Origin of the sequence: Streptomyces graminilatus (assembly GCF_001418565.1) — a bacterium.
Lineage (GTDB): Bacteria > Actinomycetota > Actinomycetes > Streptomycetales > Streptomycetaceae > Streptomyces > Streptomyces graminilatus.
This window is the reverse complement of the sequence record NZ_LIQQ01000178.1, coordinates 11571-27039: the sequence shown is the minus strand read 5'-3', so window position 1 is coordinate 27039 and position 15469 is coordinate 11571. Positions and strand designations below refer to the sequence as shown.

Annotated in this window: 13 protein-coding genes; 12 read left to right on the top strand and 1 reads right to left on the bottom strand. The window is 70.3% G+C overall.

Going from position 1 to position 15469, the window contains the following annotated elements; translation table 11 throughout:
* Positions 1-49: 49 nt before the first annotated feature.
* From AOK08_RS16565 to AOK08_RS16530, 8 genes are all read left to right on the top strand, one after another.
* Positions 50-1600, top strand: coding sequence for an alkaline phosphatase D family protein (locus tag AOK08_RS16565; protein WP_055526336.1), 1551 nt, complete (start codon positions 50-52; stop codon positions 1598-1600).
* A 221-nt stretch (positions 1601-1821) separates the two neighbouring features.
* The gene (locus AOK08_RS16560; protein ID WP_055526335.1) at positions 1822-3324 is read left to right on the top strand and encodes a bifunctional cytidylyltransferase/SDR family oxidoreductase; all 1503 of its coding nucleotides are present in this window, start codon (positions 1822-1824) and stop codon (positions 3322-3324) included.
* A 176-nt stretch (positions 3325-3500) separates the two neighbouring features.
* Positions 3501-5537 (top strand): hypothetical protein, encoded by a 2037-nt coding sequence (locus tag AOK08_RS16555; protein ID WP_241826968.1) that lies wholly within the window; start codon positions 3501-3503, stop codon positions 5535-5537.
* 117 nt (positions 5538-5654) lie between these two features.
* A complete protein-coding gene (proB, locus tag AOK08_RS16550; RefSeq protein ID WP_055526333.1) occupies positions 5655-6782 on the top strand; it encodes a glutamate 5-kinase in 1128 nt (375 codons plus the stop codon).
* 214 nt (positions 6783-6996) lie between these two features.
* A complete protein-coding gene (locus AOK08_RS16545; protein WP_198539289.1) occupies positions 6997-7470 on the top strand; it encodes a hypothetical protein in 474 nt (157 codons plus the stop codon).
* A gap of 96 nt (positions 7471-7566) precedes the next feature.
* Positions 7567-8853, top strand: coding sequence for a glutamate-5-semialdehyde dehydrogenase (locus tag AOK08_RS16540; protein ID WP_055526331.1), 1287 nt, complete (start codon positions 7567-7569; stop codon positions 8851-8853).
* A gap of 182 nt (positions 8854-9035) precedes the next feature.
* Positions 9036-9695, top strand: a complete 660-nt coding sequence (locus AOK08_RS16535; RefSeq protein WP_055526330.1) for an SCO2584 family spore wall biosynthesis protein — start codon at positions 9036-9038, stop codon at positions 9693-9695.
* A 101-nt stretch (positions 9696-9796) separates the two neighbouring features.
* Positions 9797-10867: an SCO2583 family membrane protein gene (locus tag AOK08_RS16530; RefSeq protein ID WP_055526329.1), complete on the top strand. Its 1071-nt coding sequence runs from the start codon at positions 9797-9799 to the stop codon at positions 10865-10867.
* A 315-nt stretch (positions 10868-11182) separates the two neighbouring features.
* Here AOK08_RS16530 and AOK08_RS16525 read toward each other — a convergent pair whose 3' ends face one another.
* The gene (locus AOK08_RS16525) at positions 11183-12304 is read right to left on the bottom strand and encodes a M48 family metallopeptidase (RefSeq protein WP_055526328.1); all 1122 of its coding nucleotides are present in this window, start codon (positions 12302-12304) and stop codon (positions 11183-11185) included.
* A 100-nt stretch (positions 12305-12404) separates the two neighbouring features.
* On the opposite strand from AOK08_RS16525, the gene AOK08_RS46525 reads away from it, so the two are divergent.
* From AOK08_RS46525 to AOK08_RS16515, 4 genes are all read left to right on the top strand, one after another.
* Positions 12405-12566 (top strand): hypothetical protein, encoded by a 162-nt coding sequence (locus AOK08_RS46525; protein ID WP_198539288.1) that lies wholly within the window; start codon positions 12405-12407, stop codon positions 12564-12566.
* A gap of 131 nt (positions 12567-12697) precedes the next feature.
* The gene (locus AOK08_RS46520; protein ID WP_198539287.1) at positions 12698-12862 is read left to right on the top strand and encodes a hypothetical protein; all 165 of its coding nucleotides are present in this window, start codon (positions 12698-12700) and stop codon (positions 12860-12862) included.
* A gap of 66 nt (positions 12863-12928) precedes the next feature.
* Positions 12929-13636, top strand: coding sequence for a nicotinate-nucleotide adenylyltransferase (nadD, locus tag AOK08_RS16520; RefSeq protein ID WP_055526327.1), 708 nt, complete (start codon positions 12929-12931; stop codon positions 13634-13636).
* Positions 13637-13652: 16 nt separating this feature from the next.
* Entirely contained in the window at positions 13653-15416 is a 1764-nt protein-coding gene (locus AOK08_RS16515; protein ID WP_055526326.1) for an LCP family protein, read from the top strand.
* Positions 15417-15469 lie beyond the last annotated feature (53 nt).

Here is a 15469-nt window from a genome sequence, read left to right as displayed (position 1 = left end):
TGGGAGCTTGCGTAGGCCCAAGTGGCCTACCAGACAACGGAGTTCGACGATGAGCGGAAGTGCTGTGCCCGGCAGACGCCGGTTTCTGACCACTGGTGCCGCCGTCGTCGGGGCCGCCGCGTCCGGGCAGGTTCTGCTGGCGGGGACCGCCCGTGCCGCGCAAAGCCCGTTGCCCGCCGGGGTGTTCAGCCTCGGGGTCGCCTCCGGGGACCCCCTGCCCGACGCCGTCGTGCTGTGGACGCGGCTCGCCCCCGATCCGCTCCACGGTGGAGGGATGCCTCAGCGGGCTGTCGCCGTCGAGTGGCAGATATCCGAGGACTCCCGGTTCCGGCGGCAGGTCCGGCGAGGCTACGCCTGGGCCCGGCCCGAGTACGGGCACAGCGTGCACGCCGACGTACGGGGGCTCAGGCCCGACCGGCACTACTGGTACCGGTTCCGGACCAGCGGGCAGCTCTCGCCGGTCGGACGCACCCGTACCGCTCCCGCGGCGTCCGCCGCCGGCAGCCGACTGCGGCTCGCGCTCGCCTCCTGCCAGAACTGGCAGCACGGCTACTTCACCCCGTACGCCGACATGCGCGCCCAGGACCCGGATCTCGTCGTCTTCGTGGGCGACTACATCTATGAGTCGACGTCCCCGATCACCAGCATTCGCGAACACGAGGGCACCGGCGAGCCGTTCAGCCTCGTCCAATACCGCAACCGGTACGCCCAGTACAAGACCGATCCGGACCTCAAGGCGATGCACGCCGCCGCTCCCTTCGTCGTCACCTTCGACGACCACGAGGTCGACAACGACTTCGCCGGTGACTTGCCGCAGGACCCCGACAAGCAGTCCCCCGAGGCGTTCGCCGCGCGGCTCACCGCCGCCTACCAGGCCTACTACGAGCACATGCCCGTACGCGCCACGGCCGTGCCCAACGGGCCCCACATCCGGATGCACCGGCGGCTCGACTTCGGGCGGCTCGTGCGCCTCAACATGCTCGACACCCGGCAGTTCCGCAGCGACCAGGCCACCAGCCAGGCCGGCGCCCTGGACCCGGCGATGACGATGCTCGGTGCCGAGCAGAAGCAGTGGCTGCTGGACGGGCTGCACGGGTCGCAGGCGCGGTGGAACCTCATCGCCTCGCAGATCATGATGGCCGAGACCGACGTCAAGCTCGGCGACGGCAAAGCCTGGTTCTACGACGCCTGGGACGGCTACCAGGTCGAACGCAACGCGCTGCTCGCAGAGTTCGCGAATGTGAGCAACCCCGTCGTCCTTTCCGGTGACCGCCACGTCACCATGATCAGCGACCTCAAGCTGGACTTCGCCGATCCCCGCTCGGCGGTGGTCGGGGCCGAGTTCGTCGGTACGTCCATCTCCAGCGGTGGGGACCAGAACTCGGCCGCTTTCCACCGGCAGATGGACCCGCTCAAGGCCGACAACCCGCACTGGAAGGTCATCGACAACCACCGCGGATACCACCTGTTCGACATCCGGCAGGCCGGAATCGACGCCCAGGTCCGCATCGCCGACACCGTGACCAGGCCCACCTCCGCCTCCCGGACCCTGGCCACGCTCCGCGTCGATTCCGGGAAACCGGGAGTACGGACCGTCTGAGGGGGCCGTCCGAGCGGGCCGTCCGAGCGGGCCGTCCGAGCGGGGAAGGAGAATCCCCGGGGGCGCTCACCCGGAATTCTGTGCCGTTACTCACAACGCACGGAAATTCCGATGGGCGCCCTCAGTTGTTCACATATGCCTCGCCGGGCGCTCACCTTGCACTGCGGTAACGGCAGGTGGGACGATTTCAGGGTTCTCCGTTGCCCCGAGGTAGGTCGCCAGTGTCCCAGCGCAAAGACAAGCCCCGCACCACCGCCGTCGTCCTCGCGGGCGGCACCGGTCAGCGGGTGGGTCTGTCGATCCCGAAGCAGTTGCTGAAGATCGCGGGCAAGGCGGTCATCGAGCACACCCTCACCACCTTCGAGCACGCCGACTCGATCGACGACGTCATCGTGCTGATGGCGCCCGGCTATGTGGCCGACGTCGAGAAGATCGTCGCCAAGGCCGGTTTCAAGAAGGTCGTCCGGATCATCGAGGGCGGTGCCACCCGCAACGACACCACCGAGCGGGCCATCGAAGCCCTCGGGGAGGGCCTGGCCGAGGGTGAAGACCGAAACGTTCTGTTCCACGACGCCGTACGGCCGCTGCTGTCCCAGCGGGTCATCGACGACTGCGTGATCGCCCTGGAGCGGTACCAGGCGGTCGACGTCGCCATTCCCTCCGCCGACACGATCATCGTGACGCGCACGCACGGCGAGGACGGTGAGTTCATCACCGAGATTCCCGACCGGTCGCGGCTGCGCCGGGGGCAGACGCCCCAGGCGTTCAAGCTGTCGACCATCCGGCGGGCCTACGAGGTCGCGGCGGGCGACCCCAACTTCCAGGCCACGGACGACTGTTCGGTCGTACTCAGATATCTGCCGGACGTGCCGATCCATGTCGTGGCGGGCGACGAGTACAACATGAAGGTCACCCAGCCCGTCGACGTCTTCATCGCCGACAAGCTCTTCCAGCTCGCCTCCGCGGCGACGCCCGAGCAGATGAGCGAGGAGGCCTACCGCGAGCTGCTCACCGGCAGGACACTCGTCGTCTTCGGCGGGTCCTACGGCATCGGCAAGGACATCGCCGAGCTGGCCGAGGGATACGGCGCCAAGGTGTACGCCCTCGGGCGCTCCACCACCGGCACGCATGTCGAGAACCCGGAGGAGGTCGACGACGCGCTGTCCAAGGCGTACTCCGCGACCGGGCGCATCGACTACGTCATCAACACGGCCGGCGTCCTGCGCATCGGCAAACTCGCCGAGACCGACAACGCGACCATCGAGGAAGCGCTGAAGGTCAACTATCTCGCCCCGGTGCAGATCGCCCGTTCGGCCTACAAGTACCTCGCCGAGACCAAGGGCCAGCTCCTGCTCTACACCTCCAGCAGCTACACCCGTGGCCGGGCGGAGTACAGCCTCTACTCCTCCACCAAGGCCGCGATGGTGAACCTCACCCAGGCCCTGTCGGACGAATGGGCCGCCGACGGCGTACGCGTCAACTGCGTCAACCCGGAGCGTACGGCCACGCCGATGCGGACGAAGGCCTTCGGCCAGGAGCCCGCGGGTTCGCTGCTGTCCTCCGAGGCGGTGGCCCGTACCTCGCTCGACGTACTGCTGTCCGAACTGACCGGGCATGTCATCGACGTCCGCCAGCAGGACCCGACGGCCGTGGCCGGCCGGGCCTCCGGCTTCGAGCAGGCACTCGCCAGCGTCCTCGACCGGCAGAACGACGACCTGGCATAAAACCGGTGACGGATAGAATGGGCGAAACCATCGGGCGGACCTCCGGATAATTCCTGTAATTCCGCCCGATCCATCAATTTCATCAATTCCATAAAGTTTGCCGATTGTCGCAGTTCTCGTAGTTGTTCGAGTAAATTCCAGACCGTTCCCGGGTACTTCTCAGATACAGGTTCCCCTTGATTTCCACTGCTATTCGCGTCGCCCGGGTGGGCAGCCCGGCCGAACTGGCCGCGGCGGTCCTCATGATGCTGGGCTTCCCCTGTCTCATGCTGGCCGCGCTCATCCCGAGCGTGCCCGCCTTCGCCGCCTTCGCCGCAGTGACCTACCTGGCGGACCACTATCTGCACCGCCGGGGCAGCTATCTGGTCAACCGCCTCAGCAAGGTGCGGGCCGGTGTCTCCATCCGGTTCCTGGTCCGGGAACTGCTGGTGCTGTTGCTGCTGGCGCGCGTAGACCTCTCCAGAAGCGCGATCTTCTACGCGGCGATCGCCTGTTTCATCACCTTCTACGGATTCCAGGCCCCGCACAGCGCCCTGACCACGCTGATCCGCAACCGCCGCCGGATGCCGGTCGCCACCCGCAACGTCGACCTGGCCTCACGCATCACCATCCCCGACGCCCCGCCGCGCTTCCTGCTGGAACGCTCCACCGAGAAGATGCTCCACCTCGACCTGGCCGCGCTGGTCGGCATCCTCCTCACGACGGAGACTGGCTCACCCGCGTTCGGCATGGTCGGCGTCGGCCTCACCCTCGGCCTGGCCTTCCTGTACGTGGCCGCCCTCGCGCCCTATGTCAGGGGCCGCCGCATCCCGCCGGTCGCGGAGACGGTGCTCGCGGCGACCGACGACTGGCTGCGGGAGTACCGGCCGCAGACGCTGCTGTACTTCTCCGGCTCCAAGGACTCGGCGTACCAGGTCAACATGTGGCTGGAGACGATGGAGCAGCTCGACACCCGGCCGCTGATCGTCCTGCGGGAACGCGTCATCCTGCAGAACCTCGCCCCGACGACCGTCCCCGTCATCTGTGTGCCCGGCGGCATCCACCTGATGAACCTGGACCTGCGCACGGTCCGGGTCGCGCTCTACGCGGCGAACGTCGGCAAGAACATCCACCTGCTGCGCGTACCGACCATGAAGCACGTGTTCATCGGGCACGGCGACAGCGACAAGATCGCCAGTGTGAACCCGTTCAGCAAGGCCTACGACGAGGTGTGGGTCGCCGGGCGGGCCGGGCGCGACCGGTACGCGATCGCCGACGTGGGCGTCCGCGACGAGGACATCGTCGAGGTCGGGCGGCCCCAGCTCGCCCCCATCCAGGGGCCGCAGGGAACACCCGCCGACGGACACTGCCCGACCGTTCTCTACGCGCCGACCTGGGAGGGCTGGGACGACGACCCCGGCAACACCTCCATCCTGCTGGCCGGCGAGAACATCGTGCGCGAGCTGGTGTCGGCCGATCCGCCGGTCCGTGTGCTGTACAAGCCGCACCCCTTCACCGGCACCCGCAGCGGCGAGGCCAGGGCCGCGCACGAGCGGATCACCGCGCTGGTGGAGAAGGCCGCCGCCGAGCGGGCCGCCGACCCGCGCTTCCCGGGCGACCCCGGCGAGCGGACGCGGGCGAAGGCCGACCTCGCGCGGGTCGAGGCGCGGCTGGCCGAACTGGCCGGGGCCGCCGGAGAGAAGGGCGACGAGGCGGAGGCGACCCGGGACGGGGTCGTCGACGTACAGCGCCACGCGGAGATCGAGGCGCTGCGCACGGAGTGGAACGACGCGTACTGGCGTTCGTTCGGCGCCGCCGAGCACCGGGTCGTCATGGGCGCCGAACCACGGCTGTACGACTGCTTCAACGTGTCCGACGCGATGGTCTCCGACATCTCCAGCGTGGTCTCCGACTTCATCGCGAGCGGCAAGCCGTACGCCGTGACGGACTCGGCGGGGCTCGGCGCGGAGGAGTTCAAGCGGCAGAACACCGCCGTACGCGCCGCCGTGATCCTCGGCAACGACGCCGGGGAACTGGGGCGGTTGCTGGACGCGGTGCGCGATCCGGCGGCCGATCCGCTGGCCGGTGAGCGGGTGGAGCTCAAGCGGTATCTGCTCGGGCCCGACGAGCCGCCGTCCATCGAGCAGTTCAACACCGCGACGGCGGACCTCGCGGCGAAGGCCGAGACCCGCAACGAGGGGCAGAAGCGGCAGGCGGCGGGCGCGCGGACCTGAGAGCGGTGGACGGAGGTGTGCGTCGGTCCGCCCACTGGACCGACGCACACCCCCGCGCCTGTTCGCGTAAATTGCCCGTCAGCGCAAGCAGGACGACCCGAGGGGACGGGAACGCAGGTGGCAGGGGCAAGGCAGGCCGTCGCAGAGGCCCACAGGATTGTCGTCAAAGTGGGTTCCTCGTCGCTGACCACAGCGGCCGGCGGCCTCGACGCCGACCGGGTCGACGCGCTCGTCGACGTCCTCGCCAAGAGCCGCGACGGGGGTGAGAAGGAGATCGTTCTCGTCTCGTCCGGTGCCATCGCCGCGGGACTCGCCCCGCTCGGCCTGCGCCGCCGCCCCAAGGACCTGGCCCGTCAGCAGGCCGCCGCCAGCGTCGGGCAGGGGCTCCTCGTCGCCCGCTACACCGCCTCCTGCGCCCGGCACGGACTGCGGGTCGGCCAGGTGCTGCTGACCTCCGACGACATGAGCCGCCGCGCCCATCACCGCAACGCCTCGCGCACCCTCGACAAGCTCCTCGCGATGGGCGCCCTGCCGGTCGTCAACGAGAACGACACCGTCGCCACGGACGAGATCCGCTTCGGCGACAACGACCGCCTCGCCGCCCTCGTCGCCCACCTCGTCCGCGCCGACCTCCTCGTACTGCTGTCCGACATCGACGGCGTGTACGACGGCGACCCCGGCAAACCCGGTACGGCACGGATCGCCGAGGTGCGCGGTCCGGCCGACCTCGCCCATGTCGACATCGGCAGCGCGGGCAAGGCCGGTGTCGGCACCGGCGGCATGGTCACCAAGGTCGAGGCCGCCCGGATCGCCGCCGCCGCCGGTATCCCGGTGGTCCTGACCAGCGCGGTCCACGCCGCCGACGCCCTCGCGGGCCGGGACACGGGCACCTACTTCCACGCCACCGGCAGACGCTCCGCCGACCGTCTCCTGTGGCTCCAGCACGCCTCCACCCCGCAGGGCTCGCTCACCCTCGACGACGGCGCCGTGCGCGCGGTCGTCCAGGGCCGCAAGTCGCTGCTGCCGGCCGGGATCGCCGCCGTAGAGGGCGAGTTCGTCGCGGGTGACCCGGTCGAGCTGCGCGACAGCGCGGGGCAGGCCGTCGCCCGTGGGCTCGTCAACTTCGACGCCCGGGAGATCCCCCAGCTCATCGGCCGCTCGACGCGTGAACTGGCCCGCGAACTGGGCGCCGCGTACGAGCGCGAGGTCGTGCACCGGGACGACCTGGTCGTCCTGAACCCCTGAAACCCCTGAGGCCTGCGGCTCGTCACCCCTGACCCCTCCCCCTGACCCCGGTACCGCAAAGGCCGAAAACAGGGGGAACGCCCCGCAAATCCGACCGCCGTGAGGTGGACGTTCCGCAAAAGTGCCCCATGGAGCGTGCGTACCTGCTTCTCTCTGTTTCAGGGAGATTCGCCACGACCATCGGGTGCACGACCATCGGGTAAAGGAGGCCGCCATGAGACGAGTGCGCCCTGGGGCGGCGGCGTCCCGCGGTGGATCCGCCTCCCGCAAGGTGGGCGAGGAACGCGCCCTGACGAGCGTCGCGGCCGGCGCCCGCTACGAGGAGACGTACGAGGAGCCCAAGGACGTGCCCCGTCTGTGGCATGTCACCCTCAGCGTCTCCGGCGCGGAGGCCCCGCTGAAAGAGGTCCGGCGCGGTCTGGAACAGCTCGCCCACGACCACCCCTTCCTGCTGACCAGCAGATACGCCAACGACCACGCGGAGATCCGCTACTGGGAGGAGGCACGCGATCTGCACGACGCTGCCGCCGTCGCCCTGCGCCTGTGGGGCGAGCACCGCCAGACCGCGCAGTTGCCGCCCTGGGAGATCGTCGGCCTGGAGGTCATCGACCGCGAGACCTACCACTACCGCATCGCCGAGGGCTTCGGCCCACTCCCGGCGACCCCGGTGGGCGTCCACCCCTTCTAGCCCTGCCCACGCCGCCCCTTTTATGGGCTCTCAGGGCCTGTCTCGGGGTTTGGGATAGCCGGTGGACGGCTGCGTCCGGCGCACTACGCTTCCCCCATGACCACGCTTTCGCCGTACGACTCGATGTCCCCGGTCACCCGGGCCGCCTACCGCGCCAAGGCCGCCGCCGCCGATCTCGCCCCCCTCCCGCGGGCCGAGAAGGACGACGCGCTGCTCGCCATCGCGGACGCGCTGGAGGTCCGTACGAGCGAAATCGTCGAGGCCAACGCCAAGGACATCGCCCGCGCGCGGGAGGCCGGCACCAGCGGGACGGTCATCGACCGGCTGACGCTCACCCCGGAGCGGGTGCGCGCCATCGCCTCCGACGTCCGGGACGTGGTGGCGCTGCCCGACCCGGTCGGCGAGGTCGTGCGCGGCTCCACCCTGCCCAACGGCATCGACCTGCGCCAGGTCCGCGTCCCGCTGGGCGTCGTCGGCATCATCTACGAGGCCCGCCCGAACGTCACGGTCGACGCCGCCGCCCTCTGCCTGAAGTCCGGCAACGCGGTGCTGCTGCGCGGCTCGTCCTCCGCCTTCGAGTCGAACACCGCTCTGGTACGGGTGATCCGCGACGCCGTCGGCGGGGCCGGCCTGCCCGCTGACGCCGTGCAGCTCGTGCCCGGCGAGGGCCGCGACTCCGTACGGGAACTGATGCGCGCCCGTGGCCTGGTCGACGTACTGATCCCGCGCGGCGGCGCCTCCCTGATCCAGACCGTCGTCACCGAGTCCACGGTCCCCGTGATCGAGACCGGCGTCGGCAACTGCCACGTCTACGTCGACGCCCAGGCCGACCTCGACATGGCCGTCGACATCCTGATCAACTCCAAGGCCCAGCGGCCCAGCGTCTGCAACTCCGCCGAGACGCTCCTCGTCCACCAGGACATCGCCCCCGAGTTCCTGCCGCTCGCCCTCGACGCGCTCGCCGAGGCCGGGGTGACCGTGCACGCGGACCCGCGGGTGCTGGCGTACGCGAAGGACTCGAAGGCGACCGTGGTCGAGGCCACGCTGGAGGACTGGGACACCGAGTACCTCTCCTACGACATCGCGGCCGCCGTGGTCGACTCCCTCGACAAGGCCGTCGAGCACATCCGGCTGTGGACCTCCGGGCACACGGAGGCGATCGTGACGACCTCCCAGCAGGCCGCCCGCCGCTTCACCCAGCTCGTCGACTCGACGACGGTCGCCGTCAACGCCTCGACGAGATTCACCGATGGGGGGCAGTTCGGTTTCGGCGCGGAGATCGGCATCTCGACGCAGAAGCTGCACGCGCGCGGACCGATGGGGCTGCCGGAGCTGACCAGCACGAAGTACATCGTCACCGGCGACGGACATATCCGCCGCTGAGAGGCATGATCACGAGTCCGCCGGGGTGGGGCGCCCGGCGGACGGCAGGTGTACGCCCGGCGCTGTGCCCCCGGCGGTCCGGGTCCGGCGGCAGCGGTCCGTGGCGCGCAAACCTGTCTCATCCGGTAGCTGAATTTCTCTACCGTCTGCCCAAATTGACACCCCCGGTCTACTCTGGATCCGTGCCGGAGGACGTGGGGGGCACGCCGTTCTTCCCTGACGGCTGGGAGCCCGACGACGACCACGACCGCGGGGTGTCGGACGAAGAGTTCGCCTCCGTGGTCTTCGACGAGGCCTTCGTACGGGCGGCCGTGGTGCACGAGCCGACCGCCGTCGAGCGCCTCCTGGCTGCCGCGCAGGCGAGAGCGGAGGCCTCCGAGGCCGAGGCCCGCCGGGCGCACTCCAGAGGCCTCAGAGGCGACGACGACCGTTACGACGACGGCTTCGGATCCGACGACCCCGCCTATTTCGGCCACGATCCGGATCTCGACGACCTGGAGGAGCGGGCCCAGTTCCTGGAGAGCCGCTACGGCGCTCCGGGCCCGCACGGCAAGCAGATCTCCCGCTGGCACCGTCCGGTCGCCTGGCTGCTCGCCATCGTCATGGGCATCGGCATGGTCGCGCTGGCGTTCACCGCGGTCTACAAGGGGGCGTCCGCCGGCCGCCAGGAACAGGTGCCGCCGCCCGCCTCCACCGGCCTTGAGCAGGGCGGCAGGCAGCGTACGGGACAGGGCAGCGGGCAGGACAGTGGGCAGGGCAGTGGGCGGGGCGCCGGAGCGAGTCCCTCGGCCTCGGCCGACTACTCCAACCCGGCCGTCTCGGTGATCCCCGGGACTCCCTGACCCGAACCCGCCGGTGGCCTGTTCATTCCTGGTGGGAACCTGTCAGAACTTGTCGTGCAGCGGGGCGTTTACCGGGGCTTCCTGAGACCTACTCTGAAGGTATGGGCGGACCAGGAGACCCACCTGAGGGGACACCCGAGGCTGCCCCTGGTGGCGGCGAGGACGAGTACCGATCCGTCGTCTTCGACGAATCGTTCGTCCGCGCTGCCCGGCTCCAGGAGTTCTCCGCGCAGGAGCGCCTTGACGACCATGCCCCCGCAGTACGCCGTCGCCGGCCTCTGAACCGGGGGCTGCCCCGGCAGGCGCTGGTCCTCGTCGTGCTCATCGCTCTCGCCTTCGGCACCGCGATCTACATGGGCGTACGGAACCCGTACCAGAGCCCCGTCGCCGCGCTGCCCCCCGAGCCGCTGCGGATGACCGTCATCCCGCTCGCGCCGCAGGGTGCCGTGCCCGGCGCGACCGACCCCGAACGGCTGTTCGCCCACAGTCCGGCGGCCCAGTTCTCCGTGGGCGCGGAAGGCATCCCACTGCCCGCCACCCGGCGCACCTCGCACTTCTCGGAGAGCCAGGTGGTCAGCGCCCTGACCACCGCCAAGGACTACATAGTCGACTCCTCGCTCTATCCCGAGGTGCTCACCCGCGGCGAGGTCCGGGCCGTGCGGGTGCTGCTCGATCCGGACCAGCTCGACCAGTTCGACGCCAGCTTCGACCGCCCGGCCGCCGACGGCAGACATGCTCCCACCGGCTGGCTGGTGCGCTTCGACCCGGCCCGCGCCCAGCTCGCCGACAGCAGGATCCGGGTACGGGGGACGCTGCGGGCCGCCGAGACCGACGCGGCGACCCTGGAGGTCGTCGCCGACCACACCTTCGTCTACGCGCTGCGGCCGACCGGCGCGGGTGGGCGGGCGAAGGCGTCGCTGTTCACCGTCCGGCGCGAGCTGCACTTCAGCTTCGACCGCGACGACCTGCGGATGCACCAGGCCCGCCTGGTCGTCTCCTACGTCCAGGCCGGCCCGCTGTCCTGCGCCGAGGACTCCGCGAACCACTTCCGCCCACTGCTGGCAGGCCAGACGGCCAAGGCGGGCGGCCCCGCCGGCACGGACCCCTACGCGACGGGCGGCACGACGGCACTGTGCGGCTCCTTGGCGGCGGGGGCGCAGCCGAGGGTGTGACCCTGCTGGTGGCTGGTGGCTGGTGGGCCGAGGTGCGATGCCGCGTGGCCCGTTGCCCGTTACGCGGTCCCCTGTGGGCCGGTGGCCCGTGGTGCGGTTCCGGGTGTCCTGTGGCGCGGTGGCCCGTAGGCCGGTGGTCGGGGCGCGGAAGCGCGGCTGGTGGCGGGCCCGGGTGCCCGGGTACGCCGGTGCCCGGTGCCAGGGCCACGGGAGTGCGGCCCAGGGCGCAGCCAAGCCGCCGGCGGCGGTGCCAGGGCCAGGGGAGCGTACCCGGTGCCGGTGCCGGTGCCGGTGTCTGTGTCGGTGGGGTGGTCGTCAGTTCTCGTCGTGGGGCGGCTGGTCCCTGGGCGGGGTGGAGTCGCCGGGGGTGGAGCTGCCGGACCCGGTGAAGCCGCGCCTGACCCGGCCCCCGAGGTCGCCCGCTCCGCCCGCGATGTCGGTGACCAGCTTCATCAGCGGGTCCTTGGAGTTCTTGACGTTGTTGGCGTAGCTCGCCGCCGACTCGCGGAAGGAGCCGGTGACCGAGGTGTCCTTGTCCTCGGTGCGGCGGGGGTAGTGGCCATCCATGATCCGCTGGAAGTCGCGGGACTCCGCCCACTTCTTCAGCTCGGCGGCGCGCACGGTGGTGAAGGGGTGGGTGCGGGGGAGGACGTTGAGGATCTTCAGCACGGAGTCGCGCAGGTCGCCCCCCGACTCGTACTCCTCGGCCTGGGCGAGGAACGCGTCCACGTTCATCTCGTGCAGGTGGTTGCCGCCGGCGATCTTCATCAGGCCGCGCATCGAGGCCTTGAGGTCCTGGCCGACGAGCAGACCCGCGCGGTCGGCGGACAGCTCGGACTTGCGGAACCACTCGCGCAGGGCGGTGACGATCGCCATGATCGCGATGTTGCCGAGCGGGACCCAGGCGACGCGGAGCGCCAGGTTGGTCAGGAAGAGCAGTATGGTCCGGTAGACGGAGTGGCCCGAGAGCGCGTGTCCGACCTCGTGGCCGACGACCGCCCGCATCTCCTCCTCGTCGAGCAGTTCGACGAGACCGGTCGTCACGACGATGATCGGCTCGTCCAGGCCGATGCACATCGCGTTGGGCTGCGGGTCCTGGTTGACGTACATCGGCGGGACCTTCTCCAGGTCCAGGATGTGGCAGGCGTCGCGCAGCATGGCGTTGAGGTGGGCGAACTGCTGGTCCGAGACACGCACGGAGTCGGACAGGAACAGCAGCCGCAGACTGCGCTCGGGAAGCAGCCCGCTGAGCGCCTTGAAGACGGTGTCGAACCCGCTGAGCTTGCGCAGGGCGACCAGCGCGGAGCGGTCGGCCGGGTGCTCGTACGCCCGTGAGGAGATCCCCGGGAAGCGGGTGCGCTGTCTGCTCGGTACGTTCTCGTGTCCCCTGGTCCCCTCCGGCCCGTGCCCGTTGCTGTCGCGGCTGTCGTCGGACATGCGTTCCCCCATGCGTCGATTGCCCTATGTGCCCCCCGAGGTGGAGCCCGGCCCAGGCGGAGATACCGTGGCGGGGCAGCACACCGTAAGGAGCGATCCGATGGACCACACCCCCGTAACCAACTGGATCAACGAGGCCGCGAGCGCCGCCGAGAAGCAGGGATCCGGCGATCTGCTCCGGGTCGTGCTGATCGTGATGTTCTTCGGCTGCATCCTGACCGCGTGGCTCCTGCTGCGGGGGTACAGGCAGAAGGACGACTGAGACGGGCCGGAAGTTCCCTCGCCGTCCGCTCCCCGGAGCTGACGGCGGAGTCGGCGTGATCCCCGCGCGCGGGCACGCTTACGATGGGCCGACGTCTTTATCCCGCCCTCACCGGATAGGTCCTGCCGAAGATGAGCTTCCACAGCACCGCAGCCCAGTTGGTCACCCTCGCAGCCGAGGGCGAGGAGCACGGCGGCAACCACGAGAGCCTCAGCCCCTTCCTCACAGGTGGCGGCGCCCTCTGCATTCTGCTGCTCCTGCTGTGGATCACCACCCGCTTCAACCGCGACCGCTGATTCCGGTCCAGCCGGGGCCGGAGGCCGTGGCCAATGCCCGCAGGACGGGCCGGTAGGGTCTGCCGCATGGGAGAGCAGGACATGCCTACCGGCCCGGCGGACAACGCCGGCGACCGTGAGGCGCGCGATGTGGACAGCGGCCCGGGGCTGCTCCGGCGCGGGCCCGGCAACGGCCCGTCGAACCCGGGCAAGCGCCGCCTCGGCGTGATGGGCGGCACATTCGATCCGATCCACCACGGACACCTCGTCGCGGCCAGCGAGGTCGCCGCGCAGTTCCACCTCGACGAGGTGGTCTTCGTGCCGACCGGGCAGCCGTGGCAGAAGTCGGACCGCAAGGTGTCGCCGGCCGAGGACCGCTACCTGATGACGGTCATCGCGACGGCCGAGAACCCCCAGTTCTCGGTCAGCCGCATCGACCTCGACCGCGGTGGCCCGACGTACACCACGGACACCCTGCGCGATCTGCGCGCGCTCAACCCCGACACGGACCTGTTCTTCATCACGGGCGCCGACGCGCTCGGCCAGATCCTCACCTGGCGGGACGCCGACGAGCTGTTCTCCTTCGCGCACTTCATCGGGGTCACCCGGCCGGGCCACACCCTGACCGACCCGGGTCTCCCGGAGGGCGGTGTCTCGCTCGTCGAGGTGCCCGCCCTTGCCATCTCGTCCACGGACTGCCGGGCGAGGGTAGCCAAGGGCGACCCGGTCTGGTATCTGGTGCCGGACGGTGTGGTGCGCTACATCGACAAGCGCGAGCTGTACCGCGGCGAGTGAGCCGAGAGGGGCACCGGTGAACGACCCATACGACTCCGGGTACGACGGCGACCAGCAGTACGAGCTCGTCGGCTACGACGACCACGGCCGGCCCGTGTACCAGCAGGTGCCGCCACCACAGCAGGGGTACCAGCAGCAGCAACCGCAGCAGCACCACGTGCAGCCGGGGCAGCAGCCGTACGACCCCTACGGGCAGCAGACCCCCCAGCCCCAGGGGTACGACCCGTACGGCTACGACCCGTACGCGACCGGACAGCAGCAGCCCACCCCGTCGTACGACCCGTACGGCACCGGGAACCCGGCCACCGGGTACGACCCCTACGGGCAGGCGGCGCCCGGCGGGCCGCAGCCCAGGGTCGCCGAGCAGACCGCGCACGCCGTACCGACGCCACGGACCGCGCAGGCCGAACAGACCGCCTACGTCCCCCAGCAGGGCGGTCCTGTCGAGGGTGACGTCCCGCAGGCCCAGGCGAGCGGCCAGGGCACGCAGGGCGAGGGTGAACGCGACTACAGCACCCAGCAGTTCGCCTTCGTCGAGGAGCCCACCGGTGACTCCGAGGATGTCATCGACTGGCTCAACTTCACCGAGAACCGCACCGAGCGCCGCGAGGAGGCCAAGCGCCGCACCCGGGGCCGCGTCATCGCCCTCACCGTCGTCCTCGCCCTGGTGGCGGTGGGCGGGGCCGGCTGGCTCTGGTACGCGGGGATGCTGCCGGGATCGTCCGACGCGGAAACCCGGACCGGCGGCGTGACCGCGGGCGGGGCCCAGAAGCGGGACGTCGTCGTCGTCCACCTGCACAACACCAAGAAGGGCGGCACGTCCACGGTGCTGCTCGTCGACAACGCCACCACCAAAGAGGGCACCACCATCCTGCTGCCCAACTCCCTCGCCCTGACCGACGACGACGGCACCACGACCACGCTCGGCAAGTCCGTCGACGACGACGGCTCCTCCGGGACACGCGACGCGCTCGACACCGTCCTCGGCACCGACATCGAGGGCACCTGGCGGCTCGACACCCCCTATCTGCAGAACCTCGTCGACCTGGTCGGCGACATCGACATCGACACCAACACGGACGTCCCCGACCCGGACGCCGCCAAGAAGGGCACGGCGCCCCTGGTGAAGAAGGGCCAGGCGCAGACCCTCAGCGGCAAGATGGCCGTCGCCTACGCCACCTACCTCGCCCCCGGCGAGGCCCCGGACGCCCAGTTGGAGCGGTTCGGCCAGGTCATCCAGGGGGTGCTGCGCAAGCTGTCCTCCGACAGCCAGGCCGCGACGGTCACCGTGCAGACCCTGGCGCAGATCCTCGACCCCTCGTTGACCGACAAGGACCTCGGCAGCTTCCTCGCCAGGCTCGCCGACCTGGCCAAGGGCGGCGACTACAAGACCGCGCTGCTGCCCGTCCGGGGCGACGGCACCCTGAGCGCCCAGGCCGGTTCCTCGGTCGTCAAGGCCGTCCTCGGCGGCACCGCCAAGAGCCCCGACAAGGGCGCCGCCGTCCGTGTCTCCGTCCAGAACGCCGGCGGCGACAAGGGCGACACCGAGAAGGCCCGCGTCGTCCTACTCAACGGCGGCTTCACCTTCCTGGAGGGCGGTACGGCCGACAGCGTGAGTGCCACTTCCGAGGTCCTCTACGCCGACGCCGCCGACAAGGAGAACGCCGTCCAGGCCGCCAAGACGCTGGGCCTGCCCACGAGCGCGGTCAAGAAGGGCACGGTCACCTCGAACGCCGACGTGTCCGTGATCCTCGGCAAGGACTACAAGGGCACATCGTGATCCGGTGATGACGTGGGGCGGTGTCGGCGGTCCGTGAGACCCTTGGGTATCCC